This window comes from Ohtaekwangia kribbensis (assembly GCF_042676245.1).
In the GTDB taxonomy this organism is placed as follows: Bacteria; Bacteroidota; Bacteroidia; order Cytophagales; family Cyclobacteriaceae; genus Ohtaekwangia; species Ohtaekwangia kribbensis.
Genome location: NZ_JBHTKA010000004.1, coordinates 76,452 through 92,352 on the forward strand (window position 1 = coordinate 76,452; position 15,901 = coordinate 92,352).

A 15,901-nucleotide genomic window follows, 5' to 3' on the forward strand; every position below is an offset into this window, starting at 1 on the left:
ATGAGGTTCCCTAAACAGTAAGTAAGCATAATCCTTATTCCCCCTTACCTGAAAGCGTCCCTATTAGTATTCCCCAGTCCTTGTCTTTAATCTTAAAATCTCTCTTTAGAGCCCTTTTACCAATCACTTTCATATCACGAAAGATACTGTCGTTCAGTTTAAAAAGTTTTCCTTCGAAATCTTTCCACAATACTTCATTGTCTAGTATGTAAACAACATCCTTGTCTTTGTCAGCAGAAGGAACAGCCTTTAAGTAATCTTTCGATTTAGATTTTAAATAGTCCCAGTACTTACTTTTTACATAGTTCTTTGTATAGATATAAATGACTCCATTTTTTCCTTCAGGTCCCAGAATTTTAATTCCAGTGGCGCCTTTTAAAACTGTTATAGAGGCTATTTCGGCTGGTTGATACGAAGTCGCAACGCCTCTATTTACCCTTATGCTGTCGAGAAAAAAAACAGGTTCATTTTCAGGCTCTTTACTAAAAGCAATAGCAGGCTTGTTATAAAGTAGATAACAAGACAACACCAAGTCTATACCCTCAATTGGCTTGTCATAATAGTACTTTTCATTTATTGGAAATTGAGGCTGAATGGTTTTGTCTATTTTAACATAAAAGGATATCGTATCATTTGAAAATTTCCAATAGTCCGAACAACCTCTAGAATTCCATGTCTCTTTGAATTCAGGATATATAGCAAAGACATCTCTCAATTTTAATGTCTTCATATCAATGGTTGAACCATTGGGTAGTTTACCTTGAAAATCCTTGGTCAATCTAATTTTACCCACGTAATCCGAGTGGTTCCCTTTTTGAAAAATCAGTCCAGGATATTGTTCAGAAGCGTATCCTTCTCCATTTGTAAATCTGCGATCCTGTCCATAACAATTTTTCTGCAAATCCATTTCTTCAAGACTTACTAGTTTAAAGTCGTTAGCAAGTTTCAGGATGTCGGTCAGAGTCGTCCGGCAAAGTGTAAATCCTGAAATGGTGACCTCCTTTAATGTGTGGGAGTCACTTATTGTTTGAGACGAACTGATTGTCGTTGTTGCTAAAATTAAGATCCCAATTATGATAAAATATCTCATGTCGGTCTTCTCAAATTATGGTTTGTGCTGCCGTTTTTCTCCGTATCAATTCTTTAAAGATTATATAGTCCTCGTTACCAGTCGCGATTGCCTTATCCATTTCTTCAATCGCTTGCTTATACTTCCCTTGGCCTCTTAGAATATACGCTGTCACCAAGTGCGTCTCACGCTGTCGTCCGTATCTATCTCGGAAAAAATAAAAAAAAAGAGTTTTTTCAGTTGTTCACACTTCAATACGAGGCCATTTCCATGCATACTGGATAATTAGGAAAAGAAGAACGACTTCTACAACAGCGCCAAACACCATGTGCATCCAAGCCTCACCTACTAAATTAAACAATGTAAAAGGAATATAAACCGTAGCCACGATTATGTTTATAAAGCGATTTGCTTTAGCTGGCAGCGCTACGGAAAGAAAAATCATCAGTGCAGGAATTGTCACGGAGGCGAGTGCTGCCAAAAGAAATCCCTGCGTAATTTCAAATACAAATACTTTACTGGCTAACAGATCTTTCAGCGCACCCGGCATAAATAAGTGAAAATAGTCAACATAGATATAGAGAAACATAAAGCTCGCCCACAGTATTGCTAATTTCAGTTTCAAACTGACTTGAATGTCTTCGAGTGCATTTTGTGTTTTCATGAATGACAAACTAAAAATTATACCCAAAATGAAACCCCGGTTCTCCGAAGACAAATTTCGACCACTTATCGTCTAACCGTTTAAATCCGTCAGGGAGTGTTGTGTGATAAGCACGGTGAGTAATGGCTATGGATGGTTGAATAAAAAATCGGTCTTTAAAAAGTCTGACGTGATAACCGACACGATAAGTGTTGAAAATCTGAAACCCATTATCAATTTTTTTACCGTCAACATCTACGATTTTTTGCCAGGCAGGCATTACATTAAGTTCAGCATATAAACCTTTCCACAAAAATCGCTGGTAAGCCACTGATATACCATACTCACGAATATACCCGGGAAATTCCTCTTCCGGATCTCCGTATGCTTTGTTGAAAAATGGGTGAATGCCATTCGGCCAGGCATATTTCCAGGTTTTGGGTTCCAACGTAATTACATCTTTTCCGGTAATCCGATAGCCTATATTGAGTTGAACAAAGTCAGGGGGATTTGTAGGAGCCAAATTACCCAATAAGAACAAAGTGCTACCCGCGAACCACCGTCTGTAGGTGCTGTCTGTTTCACTATATTGTGCTTTGAGTTCACGCGTACTTGCCAATATGAACGCCAGCCCCATGAATAAAATCTGCTTGTACATTTCTTCTTTTATTAATGTTAACCGTTGCTGCAAAGAAAGATTAGCAATAGGTTAAACATCGTTCACTTAAGTGAAGAAATTCGCATTAGCTCTTTTTTTCATGAATTCTTGCTCTTAGTCTGCTTAATGATTGGGGTTTGATACCTAAATAACTTGCTAACTGGTACTGTGGCACACGTTGAATAAGATCAGGTCTTTTTTGCAACAAGTTCAGGTATCGTTGTTCAGGTGAAGAAGTTTTAAACTCGTCAAAGTCTATTCGTTGTTTGGCTAACAACTCTTCCGACAATACTCTGCACATGATTTCAAACTTTGGAAATTTACTATTTATTTCCAGTTCCATATCTGCGTTTGAAACGGTAAGTATACTATCTTCCACACAGCTTATATAATATTCGGATGGAGTTTTGCTTATTACACAAGGGGGTGTTAGCGCTTCCATTTCTGTGTAAAAAGCAGTAGTTTTTTCTTCGCTATCTAAAATATAGTATGTGCGAATACAGCCTTTCAGAACAAAGTAGCTGTCCTTCGATTTTTGTCCTTCCTTGAGTAAAGTCGTCCCTTTTTTTACCGAGCGGAATATATCCAAAGAAACAATTGCGTTCTTCTCCTCTTCAGTCAAAGAAATATATTTTGATATAAAGCCGAGTAGTATATTTTCCATTGTTTTTGTTGTTGAAATTTGGCATATACCTATACCTGGAAAGTTAGTGTGGGCATAAAAAAAGTTACCATCACGCTTCCCTACGAGCAGTAACAGAGCCTTCATTAATCTTCTCCACATAGTTCTTTAAACTCCACAAATCTTCACCCGACAGACCGTTAATATTCCACCAACGCTTCCCATGTAGTTTTGTTATAATAACAATTAGATGCCCTTCATTGTAATTATACTTCACCTCTATCGAAGATATATCCTTAGAAGAAATACACTCTTCATAGCCAGCATTTAAGTCATGTCTTATACATATTACATCATGTTTAACCACAACAAAATACAACGACTTATAAGTAGCCATGAGAAAGTATATATTCCATAAAACCCACACACCTAATACTACATACCGTCCATCAGCACTACTAATAGTTAAATATAGAAATGGACCGATCGATAATAGCCATGACCAAAAATAAACTATCTCAAAAATACTGGTATGATACTCCTTTTCCATCGATGCCTTTCTATTTGCTTATCTCAAAGAATTCTCTAACCTTTTCTGGCGTCAAATTCACGGTGGGTATTATCTGTGGCGCCTTCGTCCTATTAAAGAACACCAGGTTCCAGCAAGGTAAATGGTCCTTCCGAATATCCAGCGTCCAGTTTTTATTTTCACCCTTTAGCTTTATATATCGCTCTTTTGCTGTTATTGTTTTTATACCCAGCGAATCAATGATATCTATTGCTTTAGCTTGATACCAGTTATTATCATCAGCAACAACATAAAAATCTTCTTCGTTATAGTCTTTCTTCATTCGTTCAATTTGTTCCTCCGTTGGGAAGATCAAAATTGCACAGTCAAAGTCTATCGTTTCTGTATTCGCACTGTCTGCGTCTGTCAAATATCTTTGCAAATCGTATAACGCTTTGTACTCGTCTAACGTTGCAGCCGTATATACTTTTTCAGTTATTGAACTATCAGCCGTCAAGGGCAAGCTGTCACCTTTTGAAGCCTCCGTTCTAGGTGCATTTTTTGAACAGCCAAATAGGCCTGTGCAGATCGATATTAAAAATATTAATCTTCGCATATAGATATAGATCATAGCATACACACACTTACCTTCACTAAGACCAATACGCATTGTTATACTCTGTTTTTCCTGGTCCGTACTTTCTTGTAGTAATTGAACGAAATCAATCCAGCAGCAGCGAGTGCTAGTAGAGAAATCAATATTATCCCGGTCAGAAAATTAAAATTGGAAATTCTGTAATTCTTACCGAAGTGTTCGTTTAAAAACTTGATCTGATTTGAAGCTCGTTCCAGATAGGCATTGTCGCTGCACATAGTGGTATATAGTCCGTCATCGCATTATGCACAACTACTAAATAGTCATAGTTTTCCCAAAGAATACCACCACAGCTACCACCACCCTGTCCTCCGAATAGTTGTACTCTGCCGTTAAGCTTTCCCTTGTATGAGTACTCGACCTCAAACTCGAATGAGACATCCGGACCATACTGACTACACAACAACTCTCCTGGCTTCGCCGAAACTACTCGCCCAATAACAATGTCGTAAGCTTTGTCAGCCTCCTTGTCAATTGATATAGTCGGGCATTGACATGCCAGTAACTGATTGCCGATACCGTTAAAGCTAAATAGAAGTAAAATCAGCAGTCGTCTCTCCATAGAAAATTAAGCGCTCGAATATAAGAACATCACATACATATATAAGCATTTCAAACTAAGTGCGGGTTTAGGGTATTTTGTTGGAGAACGACAACAACGTGAAATTAGACCTCCTGTTATGTCACCTGTATTATTTTTTGTGCACCGATCATTCTCTGGCGAATTCCAAACTTCTTTGGCCTTTGTTATAGTCACCCGCTAAAATGGCGAACATCCAATAATTCCATGCATTATCTATTACGAGATGATTATCTGAGGTGAGCCCCACTCTATACTTCTGGTGGCTGCGTTTATAGAGCACAGGAAAGAATGGTATTAATACGAAAGAACCACGATAGCAGAAATATCCATGCTTAATCTTTCCATTAAGACTTTTACTACTGATCTGTTCTCCTTTATAGAAAAGTTCGGCAACTGCTTTTCTATTTGAAACAAACTTGATAATTACTGTTTGATCCTTAATTGTTCCGATGCTGTCGTTGAATTGAGATTCACCCGTTAGCTCAGACCAAAGGGTCAACTGGCGATGGCGCAGTTCGTATAATTCACGATCAATTCGTGTTTTAATCGAGGATGGATAATTTTCATAGTGGCCTTCTATCTTTTTAAAATCAACTCTGTCGAGGACACTCAATTGTCGATCAGGTTCATTCTTAAAACTGGCACAACTTATCACCATTAACCCCGATAGAACAACAAAAGAAATATTTAATATATGTGGCTTCATTAATGCTGTGTTATATAGGCTGTCCCTATGTCTTTCGTATATGAATGAACCATCCGGCACATCTGTCAATGAGAGCTTTCAAAGCATCCCTATATATACTCTATGCTCACTGTTATTCGCATACTTATGGGCCAGCATACAATATATGCATTTTACAAACGAATATATCGGCTGTCTTAAGCACAAATTGTTCTCCCCGTGCGGGTGTATGACTTGGGCAGAGAAGGAATTTACAAAACACAGAATGTAAATATTCTTATATTGATAATGTTGTTGGTAATCATTTTAACAAATGAAAAACATAATTGAATTTATTAAGAATTTTGATTTTTCCGTATTCAGTCTTGACTTTTTGGATCTACTGATAGCGTTCGGAATTATAATTCTCATTTTTGTTATTGGCAATAAGTTAATATCATTTCTTCGTCCGGAAACTGCGCGGGTAACCAGGCATATTCTGACCATTACATTTTATTGCACTTTCTTTTCGCTACAGCTTTTTATAGTGATGAATGCTATATTAACTAAAAACTACGACCGACTGCAATTGATGATTATTGTGGCGGTGTTACCCTGCTTGAGCTATTTGATTGGTAAGCTTTATAAAAGATATGACAAGCTTGTGGATCGGTTCACAAAGTAGAATCAATAATAATTTTGAATCAATACATTCCAGGCTCATCGTAACTATGTGACAACATTATATATAGTGAAGAAACGCTCTTCCAAAATAACATCCCAACTCATTGCCTTTAAAAACACGTACGTATTTGCGAAAGAATACCACCAAAGGTATGTTTAGTTTTGACTAAAGAGGAAAAGAACGAAATTGTTTCTTTGGATATATTTCGCTCGGTATTTGTTGTTCTTCTTCACCAACACCCACCTATACCCAATAAAAAAAACAATTGCAGCGGCAATTTAACTCCAAATTTTCCACCAGGGGCTTTTCTCTTTCGTCACCTGCTTGTCAGTTGTAAATATTTTTGTGTCGTAGATCTCCCCATCGTCCCCTTGAACCTTGGCGTTAAGTCGGCCAGCGATGTCAATCATTTTATTTATTATCTCATTGTCCGGATTCTTAACCGTCACGTTACCACTTCCTAAATCAAACCATGCATAATTTTCGTCATGCCCGTTTTTTGAATACGAGGTCCAAACAGCAAGTCCGTTGTTATGGTAAGTAACTTCATCTCCGTTATCGGTAGTTGCATTTGCCTGATTATCGAGTTGCATCTCGTTATCGGATCTAATATAGTCTATCCACTCGGTTAACTTTATTTCGTTCGACTCGTCCTCGTCAGACCAATCCTCTTTTCTTGTTATATGTAGGTTATATCCCACTGTCTAAAATTAATTAACAGCAATATTACTATAGCAGAACTCAGTGCGAACATAGGTATTTTATTGGAGAAGAACTCCAGCAAACACAAAAGGCCGGGAAATTTAACCCGACCCTTTTACTGTGCATATAGTTGTTTTACGTATCTACTGTGTACGTATAGTCACCCTGTAATTTACGCTGAGGTTACTGAAAATTAATAACCCGAAAACATTGAGAATCTCCACCGCTGTCGTTTATGATTTGTGAGATTTTACTTTTTGCAACGGCAAGCCCGGCACAATGTGAGCCATCAATCGTGCGTAGCTCTCCGATTATCGACCGGGTTACCGCCATGTCATACACTACGGCTCCAGTTGTCAGCACCACAACGTCAACAGTACATCTATTCAGCGTCATCACCGCTTGCATTGTATTTTGAACAACAATGTCTTCAAAATCACAGTCGATAAAGTTAAACGTTAAAAGATCAGGATGATATCCTGGAACATATAGGTCTCCTATTGAAACGCTTCCGAACCGATTCTGAATTACGACAGGCTGGCCTTCCGGTGTGTTTGCTATAATCTGGTCAAACTCAGCTTGCGTGATGAGTGTTTTAGTGGAAGAAGAAACTCCGACTTTTTGTAAATCTTCGGCTTCTATATTTCCCGATTCAATTCCGGCTGCCGCTTTGTCTTGGCTGGAGAGAGTCGCAGGACTTTCGGCTTCATTTTCATTGCATGCGGATAATCCAAATGCCAGGAGAATCGCGCACAAGAGTTGTCTTTTTTTCATAAAACTTTTTTTGGTTGTTAATATTTAACACTCCAGGTAAGTTCAGAAAATAAAGGCAATGTATTGCTCTCTTTCAGCATGTATATTCAGAGCCGTCTCCTACTGGATATAGTGTAGAGATGGTCAGTCACTTATTTTCGCTAGCGGTTTTACTTAACGCAAGTTATCACGCACATGAATTCTTTCAAGTTTTTGTTTGTTCGTCTATCGCAAGCGCAACGCCTCTGAGTGGGATTCTTTGTCTGGCATACCTATATATTTGCTATGCACCGGTCATTCTCTTGAGAATTCCAAACTTCTTTGGCCTTTGTTATAGTCACCCGCTAAAATAGCGAACATCCAATAATTCCATGCATTATCTATTACGAGATGATTATCTGAGGTGAGCCCCACTCTATACTTCTGGTGGCTGCGTTTATAGAGCACAGGAAAGAATGGTATTAATACGAAAGAACCACGATAGCAGAAATATCCATGCTTNAGCTTTTCTATTTGAAACAAATTTGATAATTACTGTTTGATCCTTAATTGTTCCTATGCTGTCGTTGAATTGAGATTCACCCGTTAGCTCAGACCAAAGGGTCAACTGCCGATGACGCAGTTCATATAATTCCCGATCAATTCGTGTTTTAATCGAGGACGGATAATTTTCATAGTGGCCTTCTATCTTTGTAAAGTCATTTTTGTCGAGGAGACTTAGTTTTCGACCAGGATCATTCTTGAAGCTGGCACAACTTGTCAACAATAGACTGCATAGAATGATAAAAGAAATCTTATATATATTTTGCCTCATTAGTATATATTTTCTCCTAAGACAGTACGAACTTGCCCGTGAACTGAAATTGAAAAAATCAGAATTAATATTGTCAGGCCAATATATCTCATGGGATTAAAAAGATGCTCAAAAGGTATATTTGACCGTTCACTGATGAAAGGAGAATGGATAAAACAATGTGGCGTAGAGTGTTTGTTGAAGAAGAACACCGTAGGCGCGAAACTTTGTTGTGCATTACTTGCATCACTCCACTTTAAAATAGTAAGTAGGTCGTTTCTTTCTGTTCCAAATTCCTGGTTGCTTCGTTCGTAAAACTTGCCCAGTTTTACTTACCTGATAAAGTCTCTTTCCTCTTATTGCAAGTCGATCCGTTACCTTGTCTAGTTCTATACTTTGTCCACCACTACTTAATTGTGTGCCTGCAAATTCTTCAAATTTAATTCTACTTGATTGCTCGTCAGCAGACAACACCAATGAGTCAGCTTTACCTTCCCTTATCAATGTGTCGTAAACGTTTTTTACTTTCAAGTAAACTATTCCATTCGACACTTCCCATTGTCCTGTCGCCCATGAACCTGCTAAGTCAAATCGCCATTCGTGTCGAAATGTTGAATCTTCTCTTAACTCCAGGCTATGTCCGAAATAAGTATGGTATTTTCCTATCAAACGTTGTCCTGAACTCGATACTGAAATTATTGTCAGAAGTAATATTATAAGAAGTCTCATCGTGTCAGAATAAATTGTTCCCGATATTTTCAATATATAAATATCTTCATTTATACAACAGCCGATTACAAGCGAATATCTTCGACATCTTTTTCATTCACCATACTCCAATATATTCATCAGCGTTCGTCCGTCAACCGTATCAAAAGTCTCTTCAAGCTCGTTTCTCTTTACGGATATCCGCTGATGGTGTCCGGCCAGTTTAATTGAATTTATTGGATCTCTGGCCCTATCCAGCTTCGACAGAAAATCCTTCTTGTCAAGAATGATAGTAGTATCTCTCTTTCCTCCTGTCATATCCGCTATATGAGTTTGCAATGTCACGCTATCAGCTCCAGTCGAAATAGATGACGCAACTATATACCGACCATTATGACTATTCGTTATTGTAATAGTAAACAGTCCTCTATTGTCAAGATGTCTTTTTATCAATTCCACTGCTTTAGAAATGTCCGATTGCCTTTGAGTCACATCTGTCTTTCGTGCAAACCCGAAAAACAAAATAGAAAGAGTGGCGAATAGTATAAAAATTCTACACCTCATATAAAACGGCATTTAAGTCCTACTTCCGTTTCCTCATAATAAAAACAACACGATCTGTTTCACCCGTGCCTTGATATATACCCAAATGGTCCAGCGTCTCAACAAGTTCAAACTGACTTTCCACCATATAGTTTAATACTGCTGCATAAGACTTTTTGTTTGTTAGAATCTCTGAGAATTCTTTGCCTGCACTTATTTGTTCCGGTGTATCTCCAAAGTCAACCTGGACTTTGAGTTTTCTAGAAAACAACTTACCCTCAACTGAAATATAAGCATAAGAGTATGATCGATCTTGAGTTTGATCACTTACTCCTGTTTGCTGAGCATCTTGCGAAAAAGCAGCTAAACTAATTGTGACTATAAAGCCTGATAATAGAAATGCTTTCATATAGTTTTTATTTCATATATACCCTTTAGACCGTAAATAAAAGTAAACTGAAATACCGAATACCAGGAAACAGAAAACTCCAAAACCGACCAAAGCATTAGCAATAAATTTTACCCAAAATGCTCCTAACTGCCTCGCGTTATTAAGTCCTGCTTTATTTAAATACCGTTTGATAAGAAGTCCGGCACAAAACATCAGCACAGATATCAAAGGAGCTAGGACAAAGTAATTATTTTCAATGGTTTTCATGACTTAAGGATGGAAGAAAAGAAGTCGCTAAATGTATCAGAAAGTTTCTCCTTTTGAAATGTGATGTCCCTCAAACTTACTCGTCTCTAAAATACTCATCATCTCCCAATTTTATTTTTTTTCTTTCCTTTCTAGTCAGTCGTTTTGATCTTTTCTCCTTTACAACAAATCCAACGCATCCGTCTGTTGTAATTGTCTCCCGATATCTTGCTCGGAAATCATTTTTGTCAATTCCGTACTTACGTTCTAAGTAGTTTATTATTGCAGTAAGCCTTTTTACTCCTAAATCTTTATCCTTCTCCCTTTCTTTATCCGTTAGTCCTGGGGTTAGCTCAATCAGAAATTGTTGCTTTATATAAAGACTATCTCTGTAATACTTCGCAAAATCATCAATATATAGTTTTGCTGTAGCTGTTAATGTGGTGTCATTCTCGTTAAACTCAAAGTAAGGTGGTCCATGAGCAATTATTTCAAGTTCGCGTCCATTAGCATATATTCTTGCAACTGTGCGAACTTGTTGCCCGTGAACTGAAATTGAAACCAGAATAAATATTATTAGGCCAATATATCTCATACGAATAAAAGGATGCTCAAAGGTATAATAGATTATTCACTGATGAAAAATCACATTGGATAAAACAGTGTGGGTATAGGGTGTTTTGTCGGAGAAGAACACCAACAAAGGCATGGGTGATATTTTCATGTGACTTATTGAAGGCTCCTAGTGATATCAATCAGCTCATTACTTGCAAGCACTTCTCCTTTTAAAATTAGTATATGACCATTTTGATGCACGCTAAATCGTGAGTATTTCCGTATCAGTTCTTTTGATATTTTATATCCCTTTACCACTTCAATTCTTTCATTGAATAATACAGCTACCAGGTAGTCAAAAGGATCTTTATCAAGATTTCTAATCACACCCAACTGGTTTGTTCCTTTACCTCCTTCAATCATTCTACATTTAATTTGTACTCGAAAACCATCAGAATCTTTTGCATCATAGCCGCCATTTGAACTATTCTCAAGCTTCCACTTAAATTTCTTTGCTACAAGCCATTCACAGTAATCGGCTATAGGACTATTTTTTGTTCGAATCACATCGCGACTCTTTAATTCCCTCATTATTTCGGAATTAAAGATCAACAGTTCCTTCTCGGTCATCCGGCTAAGGCTTTCCATATACATATATATAAATTATACAAAAAGGTGTACGGCTAAATTTCGGTGCGGGTATAGGGTGTTTTGTTGGAGAAGAACTCCAACAAAGGCAAGGGGCATGGGGCAAATGGGCCAATGCGCGGTGGCCACTATTCTGTCCGCGCGGCATTGTGCATAACGTTCGCATATAAATCATACCCGCAGACCAAATTAATAATAATCATCAAATTCTGCCGGTATGATTTATATGCATTGTTGTGTGCTTGGCGCGGTTCGTCAAATGGTATACTCAATCTGTCCAATGTATCGCAATGTAAAATTTGACTCAGAAATAGAAATTGGATTTTTGATTCTTCCTTTAGTAATAAATATAACGGTGTTAATCTCCGACAAGTCTGTTTCGCTTATCCTTTCAGATAACGTTTTAATCCATTGATCGGAGTATGAATATTTCTTGAACCTTTCAAAAAAAGACTCTTCTCCATTTTCCAATCCACTCTCCATGAAATCATGGTCAATCCAATTCTCTCGCTGAGATTTTGCAAACTTTGAAATGTATTTCTCGTCAATATCCGCTTCGTCTTGGTAAAATTCTGGATTCTCTCCGACAAAGTCGAAGTAGTCAGTGCTGTTATCAAATTTACCTATCCAGAAATCACAAATCTCCCTTCTTGTCATATCGTTTCTCATTTAGCGCTTGCACACAACGTTTATGCATAAGCCGTGACGCTGAGCAAAGACAAAAAATATCCTCCTTTCAACGCCATGGATTATACATTTTGTTGTAGGGCGTTTAGTTTGTCACCGCTCTTCTTAATTTCATGTCCTACCGGAAAACCTATTAGGAGTCCGTGAATTAATCCAAGAATCAATAACGGGACTAACCCATAAATTATCCAATTAAGAATTACAGATTCAGTTCCATGTCCTGCGTATTTAACTGAATGAATCACGACTGCTGTAAAGGTTGACCCAATAAACAAACTAATCCAAAGAGTCAAAGTGGCTAGTCCCCCAATTATGAATTTGTTTTTTCTCTTTTCAATTATCAGTTGTCCACATAGTCCTCCTGCATACCAAATCGTCACAAGAGTCAAAATTGTTTGAATTGCTACGAAGTCTAAATCCTCAACGAATGCTTCTCCAAAGGTACTTAACACACGTCCCAAAGTTATTTGCACATTATCTTGTCCGAAGATCAATAAATTAACTGTCAAGAGTAACGAGATTGTCACGACAGAAAATATCGCGTACTTCAAAAGTATCTTTCTTCCAATGGTCTTAGCTGTCATACTCATTTCACCTAGGTTGCAAGTTTTTTTTTATTTTTCAAATTCTTTTCCACCAGTCGAAATAAGATACATTGTTTTAGAATAAGGAAGTGACACTATTTTTCTTTCTTTTACCTCCATGCCGAATTTACCTAGAACAACCATTCTTCCTAATAGCGAAACGTCTTGATCGTTGTCAAGCAAAATTCCATCCGCAGATGATACAAAGGGTACATTTAGCCCGAGTCTAAAATACAACACTGTAGCTCCATCTGGTATTGCGCCAATGGGTTGAATTACAAAAAGACCAAATGAGAAATAGAATATTAGTACAACAGCTATTGCAATGAGAAGTTTCTTAAATGTTTTTGTCATGGGCCAATCTTTTTAGTAACGGGGTTCATTCATATATACCGGCAAAATTCAAGTGTGAGTATAGGGTGTTTCGTTGGTGAAGAACACCAACAAAGGCATGGAGGAGGAGTATTACGAAAACAACAAAGTACTTTGTCATGATAATTTTCTTCTTTTCGACATTGCGCACAACGTTTGTGCATAAGCAGTGGCGGGTGTTCGAAGCACGTCACTGTCCCACGAAGCCAAACGTATTTTGAAAAACTAAACTACCAATTTACACTGAACCCCGCCATTGATTATGCACTTTGTTGTGGGCTGCTGGCCGCGTTACGCAAATTATTTAGATATTCTAGACTTGTCTTTTGTGCTCTCTTGACTGATGGATTGGATTCAGTCTTCGTCAATTCTTCCAGGGCATTTATTCCCTTGTCATACGTCTCGTCCCTTTCTGCCGAGTCACTAATCGCAAGAATATTAAAATATCGTCCAACACAGTCATTGTTGGAAGAGCCTTTTATTTTTTCCTTGTCGAAAAATATCCATATATCGTTAAGCGCGTCTTCTGCGTTGTCGACCAATTCATCATCTTGACTTGATAGTATGCCATCGAGGATTGGAATGTATTTTCCCAAATCTATTTTCTTATGTATCCTAACAAGATGTCCGATGCATAAAATTGCGTTTCGCCTTAAGTCAAGCTCGTCACTGTTGGCAAATTGAAAAACTAACTTGTCACTTGTCTCATAGTCGCTGCTACCAAGTACTGTCGTCAAAAGAGCATCCAGTTTGTCCTTTACATTTGGTGAGTTCAAAAGTTGATTAACTCGGTCCGAGTCAAAGTCATAGTAGTCAATATACTTTCCGTTTGTCATTTGTTCGAAGATTAAACTGTCCAGCGGCCAGTTGCCCACAACATACCAATATAAGAATATACTTAACTTATACAACCGTCTACAAAAGATTATCATCGATTATTCAATATAAAGATATATACTTACAATACTAAATTTCATGTTAGCTAGGGGCCTTCGCTGGAGAAGAACTCCAACAAAGGCATGGGGCTAATATATCTCATGCGAATAAAAGGATGCTCAAAGGTATATTTGATTATTCACGACAAAAAAAACAATCGATAAAACAGCGTGGGTAAAGGGTGTTTTGTTGGTGAAAGAACACCAACAAAGGCATGCGGAGCAGAACGCGAACAACGACAAGGAAAAAGGACACGATAAAAAATATTTTTATATTATTTATCAATCCTTTAACCATGAAGGCGGTATATCTACCCATCGTTTGCTAATAACAAAATAATTATTCCAGGTTAAACCTTATTTTTCAGGTATAGTATACTATATCCAAATACTTGTTATTGCATCGCAAAGGAACAAGTATGCAGAAATATCTACCTATTGCTTTAAGCATTGTCTTGTTGTGGATCTCCTCGTGCGATCACGATGAAACCAAGCTTCAGCAAGCTGCCACCGAAAAGAAAATAACAATTACCGATCTCGAACACGAGCCTTCAGTGAAAGAGCTGCTTTCAAAAGTTCAGGGCAGTTCAGCCAACGGAAGAATAAGCAGTCTGGAAATCGCTGATGCATTCTTCAAATATAGCGAACCCGACAGCGGCATTCTGAATTATACCTTTCGCTTACCCGATGACTCTCCGGATTACTTTGAGAACCTTGTACTATCACAATACGAGGATGGTTTCTACGGATTTATATACCGCTATATCCCGGATGGACCGTATATAGCAGGTAATTCGTTCAAGGGTACATTTCAGCAATATAACCTTGCCGGAGAACTGCTTCGTGAAATTACTATACCGACTGCACAAGACAGCGCAGCAGCCGGAGGACGAGCTCAACTCATGAATCAATGTGTACGAAGCATTGAGCAAACCTGCACAACGATCTATGAAGTAGAAACCCGAACCGATTATCCGTGCCATTGCCAGTACGATCACAAAACAGAAGTGAGCACAGTATGTACATTTTCATTTAACCGTGGCTGGTGCGATGATATGCTTGCTACACCATCCCCTGGCGGTGGTGGTACATACGTAGGAGCAAGCGATGCGACTCCGCACAGCGGAGGTCCTGGAGGAAGTACAGGTACGATTACACCAAAGCCGGTTAAGACAAATCCGGTAGTGGTAGTTCCGGAGCCGGGCTTTGATGATATTACTTTTAATAATGTGAAGTCTCCTTGTTTGGTGAAGGTGATTAAAAACTTGATGCAGGAGAATTTTAAGAATAGAATAAATCAAGATGCCAAGAAGTTGTTCATTGATGCGCAACAGGCACAGAATTTAAAATTCACGGAGGTAAGCACTCTTTTTGATAGTGCCAATAGGCCTCTTCAGGCTCAGACATCGCCAGCATATCCTACAATAAATAATGCGCAAGACGTAGATATTAAGCTAAATTCTTCCACACTTCCAGGAACAAGTGAGCTTTTTCAAATTATAGCTATTTATCACGAAACGCTGCATGCTATTTTTAATATGAATACTGCTTATCGCACATTTAAGCCAAAGAAAAAGCATGAGTATATGGCATCATTGAATAGAACTCAATTTATGATCGATGCGGTTTCTGAGATTTATAACAGGAAACTAACTCCAGAAGAAACACAAAAGGTGGCTGCCGTTTGGCTATTTAATTTTTCCGAAGCAAGCACAACAACTAATTATCACGAATCCATGAACAAATGGAAGCTGACTATTGACGATATTTTTAGGATTGGCGAGCGAGAGGAAAAGGTAGTGAAGGTAATAGTAAACGGTGAACCAAAAATTAAGAGTCTCGGAGGTCCCGACTGCAATAATGATTGAAAAGTACTGACATCTGAATACAATACTAT

Annotated in this window: 20 protein-coding genes; 1 reads left to right on the forward strand and 19 read right to left on the reverse strand. The window is 38.0% G+C overall.

Annotation, left to right across the window (positions count from 1 at the left end; translation table 11 throughout):
* Window positions 1–34: 34 nt before the first annotated feature.
* From ACFQ21_RS13485 to ACFQ21_RS13575, 19 genes are all read right to left on the reverse strand, one after another.
* Window positions 35–1,090 (reverse strand): hypothetical protein, encoded by a 1,056-nt coding sequence (locus ACFQ21_RS13485; protein ID WP_377579733.1) that lies wholly within the window; start codon window positions 1,088–1,090, stop codon window positions 35–37.
* Window positions 1,091–1,313: 223 nt separating this feature from the next.
* Window positions 1,314–1,733: a DUF6326 family protein gene (locus ACFQ21_RS13490; RefSeq protein WP_377579735.1), complete on the reverse strand. Its 420-nt coding sequence runs from the start codon at window positions 1,731–1,733 to the stop codon at window positions 1,314–1,316.
* Window positions 1,734–1,743: 10 nt separating this feature from the next.
* The gene (locus ACFQ21_RS13495; RefSeq protein WP_377579736.1) at window positions 1,744–2,370 is read right to left on the reverse strand and encodes a hypothetical protein; all 627 of its coding nucleotides are present in this window, start codon (window positions 2,368–2,370) and stop codon (window positions 1,744–1,746) included.
* Between the two features lie 85 nt (window positions 2,371–2,455).
* Window positions 2,456–3,034 carry a Crp/Fnr family transcriptional regulator gene (locus ACFQ21_RS13500; RefSeq protein WP_377580139.1) on the reverse strand — a complete coding sequence of 193 codons (579 nt, stop codon included), beginning with the start codon at window positions 3,032–3,034 and terminating at the stop codon, window positions 2,456–2,458.
* Window positions 3,035–3,104: 70 nt separating this feature from the next.
* Window positions 3,105–3,542, reverse strand: a complete 438-nt coding sequence (locus ACFQ21_RS13505) for a hypothetical protein (protein WP_377579737.1) — start codon at window positions 3,540–3,542, stop codon at window positions 3,105–3,107.
* Window positions 3,543–3,552: 10 nt separating this feature from the next.
* The gene (locus ACFQ21_RS13510; RefSeq protein WP_377579738.1) at window positions 3,553–4,116 is read right to left on the reverse strand and encodes a hypothetical protein; all 564 of its coding nucleotides are present in this window, start codon (window positions 4,114–4,116) and stop codon (window positions 3,553–3,555) included.
* Between the two features lie 202 nt (window positions 4,117–4,318).
* A complete protein-coding gene (locus ACFQ21_RS13515) occupies window positions 4,319–4,717 on the reverse strand; it encodes a hypothetical protein (protein WP_377579740.1) in 399 nt (132 codons plus the stop codon).
* Between the two features lie 148 nt (window positions 4,718–4,865).
* Window positions 4,866–5,444, reverse strand: coding sequence for a hypothetical protein (locus ACFQ21_RS13520; RefSeq protein ID WP_377579741.1), 579 nt, complete (start codon window positions 5,442–5,444; stop codon window positions 4,866–4,868).
* Window positions 5,445–6,365: 921 nt separating this feature from the next.
* Complete coding sequence (locus ACFQ21_RS13525) at window positions 6,366–6,680, reverse strand: hypothetical protein (RefSeq protein WP_377579742.1); 315 nt, start codon at window positions 6,678–6,680, stop codon at window positions 6,366–6,368.
* A gap of 292 nt (window positions 6,681–6,972) precedes the next feature.
* Window positions 6,973–7,563 carry a hypothetical protein gene (locus ACFQ21_RS13530; protein ID WP_377579743.1) on the reverse strand — a complete coding sequence of 197 codons (591 nt, stop codon included), beginning with the start codon at window positions 7,561–7,563 and terminating at the stop codon, window positions 6,973–6,975.
* Between the two features lie 1,018 nt (window positions 7,564–8,581).
* On the reverse strand, window positions 8,582–9,064 hold the full coding sequence (locus tag ACFQ21_RS13535; protein ID WP_377579745.1) for a hypothetical protein: 483 nt from the start codon (window positions 9,062–9,064) through the stop codon (window positions 8,582–8,584).
* A 93-nt stretch (window positions 9,065–9,157) separates the two neighbouring features.
* Window positions 9,158–9,361, reverse strand: coding sequence for a hypothetical protein (locus ACFQ21_RS13540; RefSeq protein ID WP_377579746.1), 204 nt, complete (start codon window positions 9,359–9,361; stop codon window positions 9,158–9,160).
* Between the two features lie 265 nt (window positions 9,362–9,626).
* Entirely contained in the window at window positions 9,627–9,995 is a 369-nt protein-coding gene (locus tag ACFQ21_RS13545) for a hypothetical protein (protein ID WP_377579747.1), read from the reverse strand.
* 325 nt (window positions 9,996–10,320) lie between these two features.
* Complete coding sequence (locus tag ACFQ21_RS13550) at window positions 10,321–10,818, reverse strand: hypothetical protein (protein ID WP_377579748.1); 498 nt, start codon at window positions 10,816–10,818, stop codon at window positions 10,321–10,323.
* A gap of 134 nt (window positions 10,819–10,952) precedes the next feature.
* Window positions 10,953–11,408, reverse strand: coding sequence for a DUF6998 domain-containing protein (locus tag ACFQ21_RS13555; RefSeq protein ID WP_377579749.1), 456 nt, complete (start codon window positions 11,406–11,408; stop codon window positions 10,953–10,955).
* A 273-nt stretch (window positions 11,409–11,681) separates the two neighbouring features.
* Window positions 11,682–12,083 carry an immunity 22 family protein gene (locus tag ACFQ21_RS13560; protein ID WP_377579750.1) on the reverse strand — a complete coding sequence of 134 codons (402 nt, stop codon included), beginning with the start codon at window positions 12,081–12,083 and terminating at the stop codon, window positions 11,682–11,684.
* A gap of 92 nt (window positions 12,084–12,175) precedes the next feature.
* On the reverse strand, window positions 12,176–12,697 hold the full coding sequence (locus ACFQ21_RS13565; protein WP_377579751.1) for a hypothetical protein: 522 nt from the start codon (window positions 12,695–12,697) through the stop codon (window positions 12,176–12,178).
* A gap of 30 nt (window positions 12,698–12,727) precedes the next feature.
* On the reverse strand, window positions 12,728–13,051 hold the full coding sequence (locus ACFQ21_RS13570) for a hypothetical protein (protein WP_377579752.1): 324 nt from the start codon (window positions 13,049–13,051) through the stop codon (window positions 12,728–12,730).
* Between the two features lie 278 nt (window positions 13,052–13,329).
* Complete coding sequence (locus tag ACFQ21_RS13575) at window positions 13,330–13,905, reverse strand: hypothetical protein (protein ID WP_377579753.1); 576 nt, start codon at window positions 13,903–13,905, stop codon at window positions 13,330–13,332.
* A 518-nt stretch (window positions 13,906–14,423) separates the two neighbouring features.
* Between ACFQ21_RS13575 and ACFQ21_RS13580 the strand changes: the two genes are divergently transcribed.
* Window positions 14,424–15,872, forward strand: a complete 1,449-nt coding sequence (locus ACFQ21_RS13580) for a hypothetical protein (protein WP_377579754.1) — start codon at window positions 14,424–14,426, stop codon at window positions 15,870–15,872.
* Window positions 15,873–15,901 lie beyond the last annotated feature (29 nt).

Coding starts and splice junctions, on each gene's coding strand:
- ACFQ21_RS13485 (WP_377579733.1), bottom strand. CDS start 1,090: ATGAGATATTTTATCATAATTGGGATCTTAATTTTAGCAACAACGACA.
- ACFQ21_RS13490 (WP_377579735.1), bottom strand. CDS start 1,733: ATGAAAACACAAAATGCACTCGAAGACATTCAAGTCAGTTTGAAACTG.
- ACFQ21_RS13495 (WP_377579736.1), bottom strand. CDS start 2,370: ATGTACAAGCAGATTTTATTCATGGGGCTGGCGTTCATATTGGCAAGT.
- ACFQ21_RS13500 (WP_377580139.1), bottom strand. CDS start 3,034: ATGGAAAATATACTACTCGGCTTTATATCAAAATATATTTCTTTGACT.
- ACFQ21_RS13505 (WP_377579737.1), bottom strand. CDS start 3,542: ATGGAAAAGGAGTATCATACCAGTATTTTTGAGATAGTTTATTTTTGG.
- ACFQ21_RS13510 (WP_377579738.1), bottom strand. CDS start 4,116: ATGCGAAGATTAATATTTTTAATATCGATCTGCACAGGCCTATTTGGC.
- ACFQ21_RS13515 (WP_377579740.1), bottom strand. CDS start 4,717: ATGGAGAGACGACTGCTGATTTTACTTCTATTTAGCTTTAACGGTATC.
- ACFQ21_RS13520 (WP_377579741.1), bottom strand. CDS start 5,444: ATGAAGCCACATATATTAAATATTTCTTTTGTTGTTCTATCGGGGTTA.
- ACFQ21_RS13525 (WP_377579742.1), bottom strand. CDS start 6,680: ATGCAACTCGATAATCAGGCAAATGCAACTACCGATAACGGAGATGAA.
- ACFQ21_RS13530 (WP_377579743.1), bottom strand. CDS start 7,563: ATGAAAAAAAGACAACTCTTGTGCGCGATTCTCCTGGCATTTGGATTA.
- ACFQ21_RS13535 (WP_377579745.1), bottom strand. CDS start 9,064: ATGAGACTTCTTATAATATTACTTCTGACAATAATTTCAGTATCGAGT.
- ACFQ21_RS13540 (WP_377579746.1), bottom strand. CDS start 9,361: ATGACAGGAGGAAAGAGAGATACTACTATCATTCTTGACAAGAAGGAT.
- ACFQ21_RS13545 (WP_377579747.1), bottom strand. CDS start 9,995: ATGAAAGCATTTCTATTATCAGGCTTTATAGTCACAATTAGTTTAGCT.
- ACFQ21_RS13550 (WP_377579748.1), bottom strand. CDS start 10,818: ATGAGATATATTGGCCTAATAATATTTATTCTGGTTTCAATTTCAGTT.
- ACFQ21_RS13555 (WP_377579749.1), bottom strand. CDS start 11,408: ATGACCGAGAAGGAACTGTTGATCTTTAATTCCGAAATAATGAGGGAA.
- ACFQ21_RS13560 (WP_377579750.1), bottom strand. CDS start 12,083: ATGACAAGAAGGGAGATTTGTGATTTCTGGATAGGTAAATTTGATAAC.
- ACFQ21_RS13565 (WP_377579751.1), bottom strand. CDS start 12,697: ATGACAGCTAAGACCATTGGAAGAAAGATACTTTTGAAGTACGCGATA.
- ACFQ21_RS13570 (WP_377579752.1), bottom strand. CDS start 13,051: ATGACAAAAACATTTAAGAAACTTCTCATTGCAATAGCTGTTGTACTA.
- ACFQ21_RS13575 (WP_377579753.1), bottom strand. CDS start 13,905: ATGACAAACGGAAAGTATATTGACTACTATGACTTTGACTCGGACCGA.
- ACFQ21_RS13580 (WP_377579754.1), top strand. CDS start 14,424: ATGCAGAAATATCTACCTATTGCTTTAAGCATTGTCTTGTTGTGGATC.